10 protein-coding genes are annotated in these 16,872 nt (G+C 37.8%); 5 read left to right on the top strand and 5 right to left on the bottom strand.

Translation table 11 applies throughout. The annotated features are described in order from the left end of the window. Positions 1-73: 73 nt before the first annotated feature. The 5 genes from CYTFE_RS0114160 to CYTFE_RS0114140 all read right to left on the bottom strand — a co-directional run bounded on the left by CYTFE_RS0114160 (position 74) and on the right by CYTFE_RS0114140 (position 7,113). The gene (locus CYTFE_RS0114160) at positions 74-865 is read right to left on the bottom strand and encodes an SDR family oxidoreductase (protein ID WP_152541703.1); all 792 of its coding nucleotides are present in this window, start codon (positions 863-865) and stop codon (positions 74-76) included. A gap of 206 nt (positions 866-1,071) precedes the next feature. Next, a complete protein-coding gene (locus CYTFE_RS0114155; RefSeq protein ID WP_027472322.1) occupies positions 1,072-3,381 on the bottom strand; it encodes a family 65 glycosyl hydrolase domain-containing protein in 2,310 nt (769 codons plus the stop codon). A 214-nt stretch (positions 3,382-3,595) separates the two neighbouring features. Continuing rightward, the gene (gene pgmB / locus CYTFE_RS0114150; RefSeq protein WP_027472321.1) at positions 3,596-4,252 is read right to left on the bottom strand and encodes a beta-phosphoglucomutase; all 657 of its coding nucleotides are present in this window, start codon (positions 4,250-4,252) and stop codon (positions 3,596-3,598) included. Between the two features lie 93 nt (positions 4,253-4,345). Further along, positions 4,346-5,704, bottom strand: coding sequence for an SLC45 family MFS transporter (locus CYTFE_RS0114145; protein WP_027472320.1), 1,359 nt, complete (start codon positions 5,702-5,704; stop codon positions 4,346-4,348). A gap of 383 nt (positions 5,705-6,087) precedes the next feature. Then, positions 6,088-7,113, bottom strand: a complete 1,026-nt coding sequence (locus tag CYTFE_RS0114140; RefSeq protein WP_027472319.1) for a LacI family DNA-binding transcriptional regulator — start codon at positions 7,111-7,113, stop codon at positions 6,088-6,090. Positions 7,114-7,549: 436 nt separating this feature from the next. Between CYTFE_RS0114140 and CYTFE_RS0114130 the strand changes: the two genes are divergently transcribed. From CYTFE_RS0114130 to CYTFE_RS26590, 5 genes are all read left to right on the top strand, one after another. Beyond that, positions 7,550-10,510, top strand: a complete 2,961-nt coding sequence (locus CYTFE_RS0114130; protein ID WP_027472317.1) for a SusC/RagA family TonB-linked outer membrane protein — start codon at positions 7,550-7,552, stop codon at positions 10,508-10,510. An 11-nt stretch (positions 10,511-10,521) separates the two neighbouring features. After that, positions 10,522-12,147, top strand: coding sequence for a RagB/SusD family nutrient uptake outer membrane protein (locus CYTFE_RS0114125; protein WP_027472316.1), 1,626 nt, complete (start codon positions 10,522-10,524; stop codon positions 12,145-12,147). Positions 12,148-12,165: 18 nt separating this feature from the next. After that, a complete protein-coding gene (locus tag CYTFE_RS0114120; RefSeq protein ID WP_027472315.1) occupies positions 12,166-13,218 on the top strand; it encodes a SusE domain-containing protein in 1,053 nt (350 codons plus the stop codon). Positions 13,219-13,291: 73 nt separating this feature from the next. After that, entirely contained in the window at positions 13,292-14,896 is a 1,605-nt protein-coding gene (locus CYTFE_RS0114115) for a SusF/SusE family outer membrane protein (RefSeq protein WP_027472314.1), read from the top strand. A 61-nt stretch (positions 14,897-14,957) separates the two neighbouring features. Continuing rightward, entirely contained in the window at positions 14,958-16,814 is a 1,857-nt protein-coding gene (locus CYTFE_RS26590; protein WP_044262819.1) for a glycoside hydrolase family 13 protein, read from the top strand. Positions 16,815-16,872: the final 58 nt, after the last annotated feature.

The raw sequence follows: 16,872 nt of genomic DNA, 5'->3' as shown, positions 1-16,872 counted from the left end.
TTTAACCTGAGCTGCTATTTATACAAGCCTTCTTTTATTGCCATTTTAATGCCTATTACAAAGTTCTAATACATCATTTGGGTTCAATGAAATGCGTTAGGTCGGGATGTTTGAATTGGTAATTTAAGTGCTTTTTTAATTTGTCATTGCTAACGATTTTGTATTCCGAAGCCTTTGTATTGTCGAATACGGGTGGTTTTCTACCTTCTTTTTGCATCTCTTGGGTGTAGTATTCTCTTCGGGAGGGATGGGTGTCTGCACAAGCGTTAAATACCTGATTCCATATGTTTTTTTCAATCAGTGTTTTGATAATTTGTATGCAATCATCTAGGTGAATGAGGTTGATAAATCCGTCCGGATTTTTTATCAGGCTATCATCTCGAAAAAAAAGACCAGGCTTTCTGTCCCCGCCAAATAGGCCTGCAAAGCGGATGATGGTAGTTTGAATACCGGAGATGTTGGAGAAGATGGACTCGATATTAGCAAGTGGTGTAGGTAGTGTTTGGCTTTTTTCGGTAACTTCTCCGTTTGTGTTTGGGTAAACGGAGGTGGAACTGATGAATATCAATCGATTGATTTGGGAATTTTTAATTTGAGTGCGGAGGAATTTAAAATTATCGATGTTCTTATGGGGAACAGCAATGATGAGTATATCTGCGTTCAAAAAATGGTTGCGGTCTTTTCTGTTATGCAAATCTATCACATAGGGATGTAGACCCAGTTTGGTGAGTTCTTTTAATTTAGCAGGCGATGTGGTTGATCCTTTAACCGGGTATCCTGCCTTTAATAATGTTGTAGATAAAGGTATACCTAGCCATCCGCATCCCAATATACTTATGGATGGTTTCATGTTCTTCTTTTCCAATTTTAAATCCAATGCATTGTAAAGTACAAATTTTTATCGTAAAAGAAAGGATTTTAGGATGTATTATTCGGGTTAAAGATTGACCTGATAGAAATGTAAAATAGCATGAATTACAATAGGTATGGGAGGAAGAAATTGAAGGTATAAAAACAAAGACCCGAGGGTGCCGAATGGCATATTCCTCAAGTCATTGTATTAGCTATCTTCTATCGGGAAATAGTTTGTGACTGTTGAGGTTCAACAGTTACTAATTGCTTATAAACGTATAATTGAATGGTTTTTTTTGCATGAGAAATGATTTCCACCTCTGTTTCACTCACTCTTACCTCTAAGTCGTTGCCCTTAAATGTAATACGGAAAGCATACTCTTCCCACTGAGAAGGTATATCCGGATTTAAATATAGCTTTTCATCATAGGCTCTTTTGCCTCCAAAACCTTCCACAATCGACATCCATGTTCCGGCCATACTTGTGATATGCAGTCCTTCATGTACCTCTGCATTATAGTCGTCTAAGTCTAATCGTGAAGTACGTAAATACATTTCATAGGCTTTGTCAATTCGTCCTATTTTTGTGGCCAGAATAGAGTGGACACAAGGAGAAAGAGAAGACTCATGTACAGTACGTGGTTCGTAGAAATTGAAGTTTCTCTCAATTTCTTCTGTACTAAATTCTTCTTCTAACACATACATGCCCTGTAAGGTATCTGCCTGTTTAATAAAGTTTGAACGAAGTATTCTATCCCACGACCAGTGTTGGTTGATAGGACGTTGAGTAGGATCTAGGTCAGCAGCCATTAGCTGTTCTTTATCCATAAAGCCATCTTGTTGCATGTGCACCTGAAGTTCTTCATTGAATGGGAAATGCATTTTTGCAACAATGTCTTTCCATCGTTGTGTTTCATGCTCTTCGTTTAGCTTGAGTTTAGTTACCAGTTCTTCAAATCTGTCCGGATTGTTTTGCTTCACGTATTCCAGTGATTCCATGGTGTATTGTAAGCACCATGTTGCCATTTTATTGGTGTACCAGTTGTTGTTTACGTTGTTTTCATATTCATTGGGTCCGGTAACGCCCAGCATTACGTATTTTTTTCTGGCTTCTGAGAAGGTTATTCTCTGGCTCCAGAAACGTGATATGCCCACTAATACTTCAATGCCATATTCTGCCAAATAATTTTTATCGCCAGTATGACGGATGTAATTGTGGATAGCAAACGCAATAGCTCCATTACGATGTATCTCCTCAAAAGTAATTTCCCATTCGTTATGACATTCTTCACCATTGGCTGTTACCATAGGGTATAGTGCAGCCCCTTTGTTAAAACCTAGTTTCTCGGCGTTTTCAATAGCTCTGGGGAGATGTTTGTATCTGTAAATTAGTAATTGACGGGTGACCTCAGGCGGCGCTGTCATTAAAAAAAATGGTACACAGTAGGCCTCGGTGTCCCAATAAGTGGTACCGCCATATTTTTCGCCCGTAAAGCCTTTGGGACCCACGTTTAATCTTTCATCCTCACCTGTATAAGTTTGGTTTAAATGGAAAATATTAAATCGGATGCCTTGCTGGGCTGCTACGTCGCCTTTGATTTTAATGTCGCTGTGCACCCATTTTTCTGCCCATTTTTTTTGGTGATCAGTGAATAACTGATCAAAACCTTTGTGGTATGCGTAAGATGCTAACTCTTCAGCATTAGATTTAAGTTGATCCGCAGCGTAATTTAAAGAAGAGGTTACGCCAACGTATTTTTCCATACAAGCGGTTTGTCCTTCTTTTAATTCAAAAGTGATTTTGTTACCTACCCATTTAGCTAGTTGAATAACTTCGGGTTTGCTTTGTGTTTTTTTGCCATTTACCGAAGTCCTATATTTCATGGCAATACCTACTCTGAAGTCGGATTTTTTTGTTTGAGATTCTAGATATGCACCTCCTTCGGAAGCATTCACATCTAATATGTTCCAAAATTTCTCGTCGTAGTTGGAGTCTTCGTTTTTAATATCTCCGTCAATATAGGTGCAAAAGCTGATGGAGCCACTAAAGTTGAGAGCTGTCACTTCGTATCGGATGGCGCCATTTTCTGTGTCGGCCATGCTTACAAATCGACGAGACCTCACATGAATTTTTTTCTCATTGCTTAAAACTGCATCGAACTCCCGCTCTAAGAACCCTTCTTTCATGTTGAGCGTACGGATAAAGTTCTCTACTTTACATTTGTATAGATCTAACTCTGTACCGTCAATAGTAACATCAATTCCAATCCAGTTGGGTGAATTTAATACTTTGGCAAAATATTCAGGATAACCATTTTTCCACCAACCCACTCTTGTTTTGTCAGGATAGTATACGCCTGCGATATAACTACCTTGAAGACTGGGGCCCGAGTATTGCTCCTCAAAATTGGCACGCTGTCCCATTTTTCCGTTCCCTATACTAAAAATGCTCTCTGAAGCTTGGTGGTTGGCAGGATCGAAACCTTCTTCGATTACGCACCATTCGTTATGTTTAAGATATTCCTTCATATGCTTAAAAATTAGTGAAACTTTACTAACCAGTGCAAATTTCAATCATTCACTTATGCGTCCTCTTATTTGCGCAGGCCATGCCAGTTTCATATGTTAAATTTGTTTTTCAATGGTCATATGGAACTCGCCAGGATGGATTATCCCCTTGTGTACGAAACTATTCACATGGCTCGTTTCATATGTCTAAAATTTCTTTTTTTTATGCAGGGCGTTAGTTGTTTAATGAACTTAGTTTTTGCATGTCCATTTTATGCAGTCCTTCCACAACCAGATGTGCTTTTCCCAATACATCTTCTTTTCCAATGCCTACGCATTTCATACCTCCTGCCAGGGCAGCATCAACACCAGCTTCTGCATCTTCAAACACAACACAATCCATTGGAGCTACACCCAATGCTTCGGCACCCTTCAAAAAGACCTCAGGGTCCGGTTTTGCTTTAGATACTTTTGTTCCGTCAATGATGGCTTCAAAGTAAGGGGTGAGTTCCAGGCGTTCCAGTATGGTCATGGCATTTTTACTTGCTGATCCGAGTGCGATTTTGATTCCTTCTTTTTTTAGTAATTCCAGAAAGTCGCGGGTACCGGGAAGAATCTCCTCCGGTCCCATCTTTAGAATATAACTTAAGTATTTTTCGTTCTTTAGGGTGGCCAAAGCCAGTTTTTCTTCCTCGCTTTTTTCTATATTTCCTATGGATAGTAGTATATCCAGTGATGTCATTCTGCTTACACCTTTTAATCTTTCGTTGTCCTCGAGGGTGAAGTCAAACCCCATATTGTTTGCCAGTTCTTTCCATGCTATATAATGGTATTTGGCAGTATCTACTATTACCCCGTCTAAATCGAAAAGACACGCTTTTACTTTTCCCATTTTTTTTAATATTAGAGATGTATGTTTTAAAATCAAGCTATTTATTTGATCCGAAAAAATAAATTTGGATGAACTATTAGATATAAATGTTTATTAATGAACATCTTCATTTGATTGTTTTATAAACATAACAGAGAGTGCACCTAGTATCATAATAACACCAGCCAGAACTAGGATGTAAATACCTTGATTTTGGAAAATGGATCTGAGGATGGGGCCTCCAATAAGGCCACTCAATATTTGAGGTACCACCACTGTTAAGTTAAATAGTCCCATGTAAATCCCTATTCTTTTAGGAGGCAATACATCTGAAAGCATGGCATACGGCATCGATAGAATAGCTGCCCAGGCCATTCCAATACCCACCATGGAAATTAATATGTGGTACTGATTTGTAAAGAAGAATAAGCTGATAAAACTTAATCCACCGACCAGTAACGAAAAGCTATAGATGGTTTTTCTGCTGGTTAGCGCAATGAGTTTGGGTAATGCAATGGAATAAATGGCAGCTATTAAACTGTACATGGCAAAGCACATACCTACCCAGTTGCCTGCCTCGTCAAAGGCATTTCTTAAAACGCTATCTGTGTTTTCGCTGGCATTATAATCCATGGGTACACCAAAGTAATGTTGAGAAATAGCGGTGGTTGAATAAACCCACAGCAAGAAAAAGGGAAACCAGGAAAAAAGCTGAACAATGGAAAGCTGACGCATCACCTTAGGTGTTGTTTTTAATAATTGCCAAAAGCTTTCTTTTTTCTGCTTATCTGCTTCAGTTATGTTTTTATAGGCCTCGTATTCTTCGGGTGGATACTCCTTTGTTTTTAACACTGTTACCAGTACACTGATCAGTAATAATGCACCACCAATATAGAATGACCATATAACCGAAGGTGCTACCTCTCCTGCTTCTCCTACATTGGAAACACCAATAGCTGTTAAAATAAAGGGCAAGGCGGAACCTATAACTGCACCAAAATTAATTAAGAAACTCTGAACGGAATAACCAACGTTGCGTTGCTCTTCTGGAGTCATATCCGCAACCAATGCCCTAAAAGGTTGGAAGGTTACGTTGAATGAACCATCCATAAGCGCTAGCATAATAACACCAAAGGCCAATGCAGCAATGGTACCCGCTTTAAAAACAAGGGGTGCGTTAGGCATAAAAAACATGGCTACCATCGAAATAATAGCTCCAAATAAAATGTACGGTGTCCGTCGTCCTATTTTGGTCCATGTTTTATCACTTGCCGCACCAACAATCGGCTGAACAGCCAAGCCCATGACGGGTGCTACCAACCAAAAAAATGATAAATTGTGTGGGTCGGCACCTAAACTGGTTAGTATCCTACTGGCATTTGCATTTTGTAAAGCAAAACCAAATTGAACGCCCAAAAATCCGAAACTTAGGTTCCAGATTTGCCAAAAGGATAATCGTGGCATCTTCTTCATAAATCAAAAATAAATATATGATTACTATATGTCTGTTATTGCAAGACTTATCGCAGGTATACAGTCATACACTGTTAACCCGTTTTTTATCCAGGAGAGTAAAATACTTTGCTAAATCGACTATTGGATCCAGCAAGATGTTATGAATATATTAAATCGCGTCCAATGATTTAAAATCAGTAACAAATATACGGTATAAATTTAATTATAAGCAATCATATATTGTTCGTTATAGACCTGTGTATTCAAGGTATCTTTGTCAATGGCTGATTGCAACCGTTTGCGATAAATAGAAAAAAAAATGAAAAAAAAATTGTGATGGATTTCGAAAACGGTTGCAAGTAATGTGTTTTAGGGTTTGTTCATGTAAAATTGTTATATATTTAGTCCTGGATTTTAGCGGTTGATTCTCGTATCCTTAATACAGGTGTGAGTATTTTGGTCTGAGGTTTATGAGTTTCTGGATCATTTTCTATTTGATTGATGAGTAGTTGAATAGCTTCTTTCCCCATTTCAATGCCTTTTTGTTCTACCGTAGATAAGGGGGGATAGGCTATGGTGGCATTGGGACCGTCACCAAAACCAATTACAGAAATATGTGCAGGTACTTTTATGCCATTTTTCATCAGTACTTGCATGGTAGCAATGGCCGTTGAATCGTTGACAGCAAAGATACCGTCTATCTCGTTGGCTAATTGTAGTATTTTACCCGCATTCGCAAATACTTCATCGCGTGTATCGCATTTGATGATGTAATCAGGATTATTAGTGAGTCCAACTTCTTCTAATGCAGATAAATATCCTTCTTTTCTTCGCTGTCCTATGGCCAGGTTTTGTGGGCCTGCTAAGTGTAATATATTTTTGCATCCAATAGATAGCAAATGGTGTGTGGCTATTTTAGCTCCAGTAAAGTCGTCAATAAGTACTTTGTCAGCTTCAATATTTTCGGGTGCCCTATCGAAGAATACAACAGGAACCCCATTTTCAATTAAATTACGAATGTGATCAAGTTGATAAGTGGTTTTGCTCATAGACATTAAAATACCATCAACACGGTTGTCTAGCAATGCTTGCGCATCACTTACTTCACGGTGAAAATCTTCGTTTGACTGACATATCATTACATTGTATCCTGCTGCATAGGCAACTTTATCAATTCCCGCTAATACCGACGAAAAGAAATGGTGCACAATTTCAGGTAATATGATTCCTATTGTGTTGGTTTTGCTACGTCTTAAATTTAAAGCCAAGGCATTGGGTCTGTAATGTACTTTCTCGGCAAAGGCCTGTACCATTTTTTTTGTTTTAGGACTGATGTCTGGATGATCTTTTAGTGCCCTGGAAACAGTGGAGGCAGAAATGCCTAATGTCTTAGCTATGTCTTTGATAGTTACTTGATGCGTAGCCATATATGTAATTAATATGAGTATTAAAAGAGCTGTGCCCTGTGTTGTACATTTTAAAAATACAATAATTGCCTATACTTTCAGTTTTTTTGCGCATTCTTTTCATAAAAAGAACCGTTTGTGGTACAAAAATAGAAGTAAAGAGGCTCATAGATCTTGTTTTGTTACAAGCAAAAACATGTTATATAACATATGAATTTATTGCAAACGTCCTCGCAAACGACTCCGCAATCGTTTGCGTTAAAAAGTGTCAATTTGTATGCTTTACATGTTAATAAATGTATAAAAACACTTTGATTTTGTTGTAGATTTGTAATGTCCAAATGAGAGTAAAATAGCAGTATTACGAGGTGATATGCTATGTATTAAATCAATTTGAAGATTTAAAATCAACTATTCAAAAAATTAAACAAGTTTTTAACTGTTAATCTTTAGTTTTATGATTAAATCATTTCGTTTTAACAAAGTCCTACTGATGCTGGCAGGTTTGTTTATGATAACAAATATGGCAATGGCACAGCAAGTGACTATATCCGGAACCGTAAGGGATGCCGGTATGAGTGAGGTGTTACCCGGAGTTACTGTACTTATTAAAGGTACAACCACAGGTACTATTACTACACCAGACGGAACATATACTTTAAATGCCAATAAAGGAGATGTATTGATGTTCTCTTTTATTGGATATATGGGGCAAGAAATAACTGTTGGGGATCAAACAGTTATTGACGTGCAATTAGAGCCAGAAGTAATTGGCGTGGGTGAAGTAGTGGTCATTGGTTATGGTGTGCAAAAGAAGGAAGACAAAACAGGTTCAGTAGTAAGTGTTTCTTCAAAAGACTTTAACAAGGGTAATATTACTTCTCCGCAGGATTTATTAGTAGGTAAATCTTCGGGTGTTGTTATTACTTCGTCAGGTGGTGCTCCAGGAAGCGGTTCTACTATTCGTATTCGGGGAGGTTCTTCTTTGAATGCTTCTAACGATCCACTTATTATTGTGGATGGAATGCCAATTGAAGGTGTTGGTAACAATGTATCGGGTAGTTCAAATGCTCTTTCGTTTATTAACCCTAACGATATAGAAACATTTACTGTTTTAAAGGATGCATCAGCAACTGCAATCTATGGTTCAAGGGCTTCTAACGGTGTAATTATTATTACCACTAAAAAAGGTTCGAAGGGAACTCCGCTAAAACTTTCTTATTCAGGAAGTGTATCGATTTCTACCCCTGAAGACTATGTAGATGTTTATTCTGGAGACGAAATGAGAAAAATTGCTCTTGATAACGAAGGTCTTTTTGATCCTACGTATTATAATTTACTAGGTACAGAAAATACAGATTGGCAAGATGAAATTTTTCGCACGGCAATTTCTCACGATCACAATTTTGCAGCTTCAGGAGCTTATAAGAATCTACCTTATCGTGTTTCGTTAGGTTATACAGATCAAACAGGTATCCTAGAGAATACAGATATGCAAAGATTTACTGCTTCTTTAAACTTAAGTCCTTCGTTATTGGATGATCATCTTAAAGTAAATGCTAATGCCAAGTTAATGAGCAGTAAGCATAACTTTGGTGATGATGGAGCCATTGGATCGGCTATTTCAATGGATCCAACTCAGCCTGTTTACGAAGAAGGAGCAGATGAGTTTGGAGGGTATTATCAATGGCAAAACCATGGCGCTAACTTAGGTACTCCAAACCCGGTTGAACAAGCTATGGCTGTAGATAATCAGTCGGATGTAATTCGTTTTGTAGGTAACTTAAAGCTGGACTATAAATTGCCTTTCTTACCAGAATTGAAAGCGTCGTTGAATTTAGCAACTGACTATAACGAGAGTGACGGACATAATAACCGTCCAATTACTTCACCATCTACGCTTTCTGAAGCGAGTGGAGAAGGAAAATTAAATGATTATGGTGGAACAAATAAAAACAATTTGCTTGATTTCTATTTAAACTATAACAAAGAACTTACTGAAAGTCATCGTGTAGACGCAACAGCAGGTTACTCGTGGCAACACTTCGAAAGAGAAGGTAATTCATATACTCGAGTAGCTAGTGGAAATATAGATGATGTTAAAACAAGTTGGATTACGGAGAATTATTTGGTTTCTTTCTTTGGAAGATTAAATTACGCATTTAGAAACAAATACCTTTTAACAGGAACTTTCCGTTACGATGGTTCTTCTCGTTTTGATGAGGATAACCGTTGGGGGTTCTTTCCTTCAACTGCTTTTGCATGGAAAATTCATGAAGAAGCATTCTTAAAAGATGTTGATTTTTTATCTGACTTAAAACTTAGATTAGGATGGGGTATCACAGGTCAGCAAGATATAGGTAACGACTATCCTGCGCAAGCTGCATATACTTTAGCTGGTGCTGCAGGTTATTACATGATTAATGGAGAGTATATCCCAACGCTACGTCCAGAGACTTACGATCCAGATATCAAGTGGGAGGAAACAACCACACAAAATATCGGTATTGATTTTGGTTTCTTGAACAATCGTATTAACGGTACTATTGATTATTATTTTAGAGAGACTGAAGATTTATTAAATACGGTTACTATTCCAAGTGGAAGTAACTTCTCCAATAATTTATTAACTAATGTTGGTAGTTTAGAGAACAAAGGTATTGAAGTAGGTTTAAACTTTGTGGCTATCTCTAAGCAAGATATGTCGTTGAATTTAGGTCTTAACTTTTCGCACAATAAAAACGAAATTACCAAACTGTTGTTAAACGATGATTCTGATTATATTGGTATTCTTTATGGAGATGCCTTTAATGGTATTACTCAAGTTACAAGAGTAGGGGAACCGGCATATTCATTCTTTATGAACAAACAAGTTTATGGGTCGGATGGTAAACCAGTTGAAGGATTGTACGAAGATTTAGCAGGTAACGGAGGTGTTATCTCGGGAGATAATGGTAACAAATATGTTTACCATAGTCCTGCTCCAGAATATACGTTTGGTTTTTCTGCACGCTTTAATTATAAAGACTTCGATATATCAACTTCGTTAAGAGCTAATATCGATAACTATGTGTTAAACCAAGTTGCGTCAGGAGCATCTTACGATCAAATGCAACAAATTGGTTACTGGAAGAATATGCCAACTCATTTAAGTAAAACCAACTTTGTAAAACGACAGTTTACTTCTGATTATTTTGTTGAAAATGCATCGTTCTTAAAAATGGATAATATAAGTGCTGGGTACAACTTTAACAAAGTTGCTGGAAAAGATATTAATGCAAGAGTGAGTTTTACAGTACAAAATGTATTTACAATTACGGAATACACAGGTCTTGACCCAGAAGTTGACGAAGGTATTGATAACAACTTCTATCCTAGACCACGTACTTTTACTTTAGGTGTTAACTTAACCTTTTAATTGAATTAGAGATGAAGAAAATGAAATTAAATATAATATTTGGAATTCTAATCTCTGCACTAATGTTTACTGCTTGTGTAGATGATTTAGATGTGAAACCAATTGACCCGAATACAGTTTTATCGGGTAACTTGGGTGACGATCCTGAAAATATAGAAAGAGCTTTAGGTAAATTATATGCCAGTTTTATTATTGCAGGGCAAGGAGAAGGACATGATGCAGATATTTCCTCAAGTGATGATGGTTTCTTTACTTTGGCAAGGGCATATTGGAACCTACAAACGATTACTACCGACGAAGGTATTTGTGCATGGGGAGATGTAGGTATTGCTGATTTGAACACACAAACTTGGACACCTCAAAACCCGTTTTTGACTGCAGTATACCAGCGTTTAAGTTTAAGTATTACGTATTGTAACGATTTTTTGAATACAACAGCAGGTACTTCTGATCCTGATGTTATTAGATATCGTGCAGAAGCTCGCTTTTTAAGAGCTTTAGCGTACTCTTGGCATATGGATTTATTCGGAAACCCTCCGTTTACAACCGAAGCTGATAGAGTAGGTAAATATTATCCAGAGCAAATTCAACGTGCCGACTTGTTTAGATATGTGGTAGATGAATTAAAAGCTATTGAATCTGATTTAGGAGACCCGGGGTATTCTTACCCACAAGCTGACAAAGGTACTTGCTGGATGTTATTATCAAAAGTTTACCTGAATGCTGAGGTATATACTGGCACAGCTAAATGGGATAGTGTTAAGTTCTATACCGATAAGGTAATTGCTGATCCTGCTTATTCATTGGCAAGTAACTACAGAAAAAACTTCGCTGCAGATAACGATCGTCATCATGGAAACAATGAAATGATTTTTGCTTTTGCAGAAGATGGTGTAAACACGCAAGGTAATGGAGGTACTACCTTTATTATTCAATCATCAAGTGACGCTACCTATATTCCTGCAGAATATTATCATGGATTAACATCAAATACAAACTGGAACGGTAATCGTGCCAGAAAACAATTGATGAATATCCTTGTAGATACGTTGGCTACTTATGGAAATGTAAATGTACCTGCTGACGATACTATTTTCGCTCAGAATCCTGATACGAGAATTTATCTACGTCAGAAGCGTTCTTTAGACATACCTTCAGTCAGTTCAAGTGGTGATTTTGGAGTAGGGGTTTACAAATTTACAGCTACAAACCTAGATGGTTCTGAAGCTGATAACTATAATCCAACATATGCTTGTACCGATTTTCCTATCTTCCGTTTGGCTGATGCTTATATGATGAGAGCGGAAGCTGCATTCAGAAATGGAAATATGAGCGATGCTGCTGATGATATTAATGTGGTAAGAAGACGTGCTTACGGTGATAACTCAGGAGATATTACTGCTGCAGATGTTACTGCTGACTTTATTTTAAATGAGCGTGCGCGTGAATTTTACTATGAAGGACAAAGACGTACAGACCTGATTCGTTTTGGTAAGTTTACTGGCGACGATTACCTATGGGCTTGGAAAGGTGGAACATTTGATGGAACAAGCACTAGTAGTCATAGAGATCTTTATCCTATTCCTGGTGATGAAATCTCAGCTAATCAGAATATCAAACAAAATGATGGGTATTAATCATTAAAAGTTAGAAAAATGAAAAACTACTATATAATATTATTTGCTCTGCTTGGCTTGTTAACATTAACAACCAGTTGTGAAAAAGATGGTGATGAACCAATTATTCGCAAAACAGTAATTGCACCAGAAATACTCACAATGCCAGATTTAGAGTTATTAAGAGCCAATGGCGATAATGAGGTGACATTTGTTTGTTCGCCAGTTGATGCAGGCTTTAATGCTTCGGTTAATTACTTTTTAGAAGCTTGCCCTGAAGGCGATGGCTTTCAAAATGTTATTCAAGTCTATAAAGGGACTACTTGTAGTCAAATAGTGTTGACTGTGAGTGAATTAAATGCAATACTTTTAGATGGGTTTAAAGAAGATGTTACATCATCTGCTGATTTTAGGATCCGTTGTGAACTTGAGACAGATGCGGGTATGGGAGTCAGTTCTTTAGAGTATAGCTCACAAACAGTGACAACCGATGTGACTGTATTTGGGTTATTACGATTGGATGTCATTGTTGCTGGAGCAACGGGAACACCTCAAAAAATTGTTACGCTGGCAAGTGATGGATTTTATGAAGGGTTTGTGAAGTTAGAGGCAGGCGACTCTTTTACCTTGTTAGATCCAGATAACAATATTACTTATGGTGTCAATGGATCAAGTTTAGCCAAAGATGGTGCAGCAATTGCAGTGGAAGATGCTGGATGGTATAAAATATCGGCTCATACAGTTGATTTAACTTTCGAAAACCTTAGATATTTGGTTGGTATTGTTGGTGTTGTTAATGATTGGTCTGCTCCCGATTTAGTGATGGATTATGATATTGATGGCAAATATTGGTATCTCAATGCTGTTGTATTACCTAATGGAGGAATGAAGTTTAGACATAATGAAGACTGGAGTAACGACTTTAACTTTGGAGTTGTAGACAATTCTGTGGAATTAGATTTTACTAATATAAGTTTGGTAAATGCTGGCGACTCGCAAGATATTCTTATGGATGCTGGAACTTATGATATTAAACTGTGGATTGATTTAGATGGAGACAGTAAGTGTTCTATTGTTTCAAGTAATCCATAATAGGGTTATTTTATTTATGCCACGCTCTGTCGTGGCAAATTTAAATCAGTTATAAATTTTAGATTTTACGTAAATGAAAAATATATTTCTTAAAGTTACAGGTCTGTTTTTGGTTTCGCTGATACTTGTTTTGGTAGGATGTGAAAAAGATGACCTAAAAACTCTGGATGCCGAAATGGTAACCTGGAAAAATGATGGAATTACATCCACCTCTGTTGAATTGAGTGGATATGTGGTTGCGGAAGAAAATGGATTTACTGAGTATGGAGTAGTTTGGGGTACGAATGAAAATCCTACTATATCCGACAATAAAAAAGTTGCTGACAAAGTTGAAAATGCGGTATACTGGGTTACAGTTGATGGCCTTGAGCATTTAACAACATATCACTATCGTGCATATGTGGAAACAGAAGATGGGACAGTTATTTATGGGGATGATGATAAATTTACTACATTGGCTCATGTAGCTACTGTAACAATTGCAGATGTTGCAACAAATGTTACGGACATAAGCGCTGATATTGATGCAAATGTTCCGTATGATGGAAAAGATGAAGTGACAGAAAAAGGGGTAGTATATTCAACAGCATCAAACCCAACAGTTGATGACTCTAAAGTCGATGGCGGTTCTGGAATGGGCGAGTTTACAGCTTCGTTATCAGGGTTAGTTGCAAATACTACCTATTATGCACGTGCTTATGCTATTAATGGAGTTGGTACTGTTTATACATCTGAAATTTCGTTTAAAACGGCCATTGGTATAGCAACGGTTGTTACCGGTGAAGCTACAGGAGCTGCAACATCTGCAATAATTGCTGGAAATAATGTAACTTATAATGGAGGTGCTGACGTTACCGAAAGGGGCGTATGTTATAGTACTTCTGAAAACCCAACTGTTGATGATATTGTAGTTAATGCAAGTGAAGCTGGAGATGGTGAATTTACTGTAGAGTTATCCGAACTGGATATGAATACTACTTATTATGCAAGAGCATATGCTATTAACAGTGAAGGTGTAGCGTATGGATCTGATGTTGTTTTTGCAACTTATCCTGCAGCAATGTATATTAATGGTAGCTTTACTGGTAATCCTTCTTGGAGTTGGGATGACCCTGCTGTTATAGAAATGATACCGGTACATAGTAATCCGCATCTTTTCTGGAAAATTGCATGGTTTGATGCCAACTCTGAATTAAAGTTTAATTCAGCCAAAGCATGGAATGGAACTGAGTTTGGTAAAGTTGGTGATGCGTCAGGAGAAAATGGTGTTTGGAATAAAGGTGGTGATAATATACCATCCGGAGAGGAAGGGTATAAAATGATTGTTGTGAACTTACTGACTAATACTATTCAAATTACAGATCCAGTTATTTATGCACAGGGTTCTGCTTTTGGAAATTGGAATGGAGGGGAGTTCTTATTTACTCCTGATGCAACTGATGCAAAAGTTCTTGTTTCTCCTGCTGCCGTTGCAGATGATAATGCAAGAATGTATGTAACAGCTACTACATTAACTAATGGAGATGGAAATGTGGTTGATTGGTGGCAGGCCGAGTTTAATGTTTATACTGGAGGAATTGAGTATAGAGGTACTGGTAATGATCAGGCTGCTGCTCCTATTTTAACAGGGCAAAAAGTTAAACTTAACTTTAGTACTGAGACTGGATTGTTTGAATAACTGTATAAAAAATAAATGCTAGAGTCGCCATTCGTGGCGGCTTTTTTTAATTTCCATCGTTATGAAGTACATTAACCTATTCTTATTTGTCCTCTTTTTTTTTAGCGCTTGCCAACATCCATCAACCACAAACCAACCAAACGAATTAGCAGCTCCTCCTTCTTGGGCCAAGGATGTTATCTGGTATCAAATATTTGTGGAGCGGTTTTATAATGGCGATAAGTCTAATGACCCTACTCCGAAAACGATGTACGCAGCTTCTAATTTTAAGGACACACCAGAAGATTGGAAGTTAACTGAATGGACCGGTGACTGGTATAAAGAAGATGATTGGGCCAAAGAAACTGGACTGGATTTTTATGGTAATCTGCAGATGCGTAGGTATGGTGGTGATCTGCAGGGGGTTCTTGATAAATTAGATTATTTACAGGAACTGGGCATTACTGCTATTTATTTTAATCCCTTAAATGATGCACCTTCTCTTCATAAATATGATGCACGGAATTATCATCATATTGATGTAACATTTGGCCCGGACCCTGAAGGGGATATGGAGATCATTGCATCTGAAGACCCCAACGATCCTTCCACCTGGAAATGGACTGCGGCCGATCAGATGTTTTTGAAGATTATTGAAGCATGTCACCAAAGGGCTATTCGAGTGGTGCTCGATTATTCGTGGAATCATACTGGCGTTGAATTTTGGGCATGGAGAGATATCGTAAAAAATCAAGAGAAATCTAAGTATAAAGATTGGTATATCATTCAATCTTTTGATGATCCCAATACGCCTGAAAATGAATTTGAATATGAAGGATGGTTGAATATTAAAAGTCTGCCTGCCTTTAAAAAGGTTCATACCCATGGCGAACACAAAGCAGGTTTTCCTTACGAAGGCGATTTACATCCAGGTGTAAAACAGCACGTTTTTGATGTCACCAAGCGTTGGTTGGCTCCCAATGGTGATGTGAGTAAAGGACTGGATGGTTATCGACTGGATGTGGCAGATCATATACCCATGGGTTTTTGGCGCGACTATCGTAAGTATGTGAAATCTATTAAACCGGATGCTTATTTGGTGGGAGAGATATGGTGGCAGGAATGGCCGAATAAACTGATGGATCCTGTTCCTTATGTGAGCGGCGATGTGTTTGATGCCGTCATGCATTATCAGGTGTATCGTCCGGCACGGTACTTTTTTGCAAAATCTAATTTGCAGATTGATGCAGCTCAACTCGTAGATAGTTTAAATTATCAATGGGGAAGAATAGCGGATGCTACAGCAAAAGCCATGATGAACGTTTCTGCAACGCATGATTCACCAAGGTTGTTAACTTCGTTTGCCAACCCGGGTATGTACAAATACAAAGCCAAACCCAACGATGATGAAAATTACCTAACTGGGAAGCCAAACGCAGAAACTTATCAGCGTGTAAAACTATATTTGTTACATCAATTTACCAGTGTAGGTGCTCCTCAAATATGGAATGGCGACGAAATGGGCATGTGGGGTGCGGATGATCCTGATTGTCGTAAACCGCTCTGGTGGCCAGAGTATTCCTTTGATGATGAAAATAGAAATAGTGTGTTGAATAAGGAGCCTGAATATGATGCGGTGGGCTTTGATGAGGATTTGTATCGTTATTATCAACAGATGATTCGCTTACGTAAAGAAAATCCCGTTTTGGTGGATGGAAAAATAGCGTTTGTGAAAGCCGAAGGCCCTTTGTTAGCCTATACCAGAAGTCTGGGTGAAGAGAGGTTTTTGGTTATATTAAATGCCGGAGATGAAGAAGTGGATTTTGAATTGTCGCCCGATAAGAAATATATAGATGCTCTAACAGGTGCGAGACTAGAGGGAGATAAAGTGATGATGGAGCGTTTTTCTGGTTATGGCTTAAAAGTAATGGATAACTGAGACAAGAATTATTGGATATAGTCTGGGATGATAGCCTTGTTGAATACATTTTTAATGT

The organism is Saccharicrinis fermentans DSM 9555 = JCM 21142 (assembly GCF_000517085.1).
GTDB lineage: Bacteria > Bacteroidota > Bacteroidia > Bacteroidales > Marinilabiliaceae > Saccharicrinis > Saccharicrinis fermentans.
This window is presented reverse-complemented; position numbering and strand designations above follow the sequence as displayed.

Excerpts from the sequence above, each read along its gene's own strand:
- CYTFE_RS0114155 (WP_027472322.1), bottom strand. The coding sequence starts at position 3,381 with ATGAAGGAATATCTTAAACATAACGAATGGTGCGTAATCGAAGAAGGT.
- pgmB (WP_027472321.1), bottom strand. The coding sequence starts at position 4,252 with ATGGGAAAAGTAAAAGCGTGTCTTTTCGATTTAGACGGGGTAATAGTA.
- CYTFE_RS0114145 (WP_027472320.1), bottom strand. The coding sequence starts at position 5,704 with ATGAAGAAGATGCCACGATTATCCTTTTGGCAAATCTGGAACCTAAGT.
- CYTFE_RS0114140 (WP_027472319.1), bottom strand. The coding sequence starts at position 7,113 with ATGGCTACGCATCAAGTAACTATCAAAGACATAGCTAAGACATTAGGC.
- CYTFE_RS0114130 (WP_027472317.1), top strand. The coding sequence starts at position 7,550 with ATGATTAAATCATTTCGTTTTAACAAAGTCCTACTGATGCTGGCAGGT.
- CYTFE_RS0114125 (WP_027472316.1), top strand. The coding sequence starts at position 10,522 with ATGAAGAAAATGAAATTAAATATAATATTTGGAATTCTAATCTCTGCA.
- CYTFE_RS0114120 (WP_027472315.1), top strand. The coding sequence starts at position 12,166 with ATGAAAAACTACTATATAATATTATTTGCTCTGCTTGGCTTGTTAACA.
- CYTFE_RS0114115 (WP_027472314.1), top strand. The coding sequence starts at position 13,292 with ATGAAAAATATATTTCTTAAAGTTACAGGTCTGTTTTTGGTTTCGCTG.
- CYTFE_RS26590 (WP_044262819.1), top strand. The coding sequence starts at position 14,958 with ATGAAGTACATTAACCTATTCTTATTTGTCCTCTTTTTTTTTAGCGCT.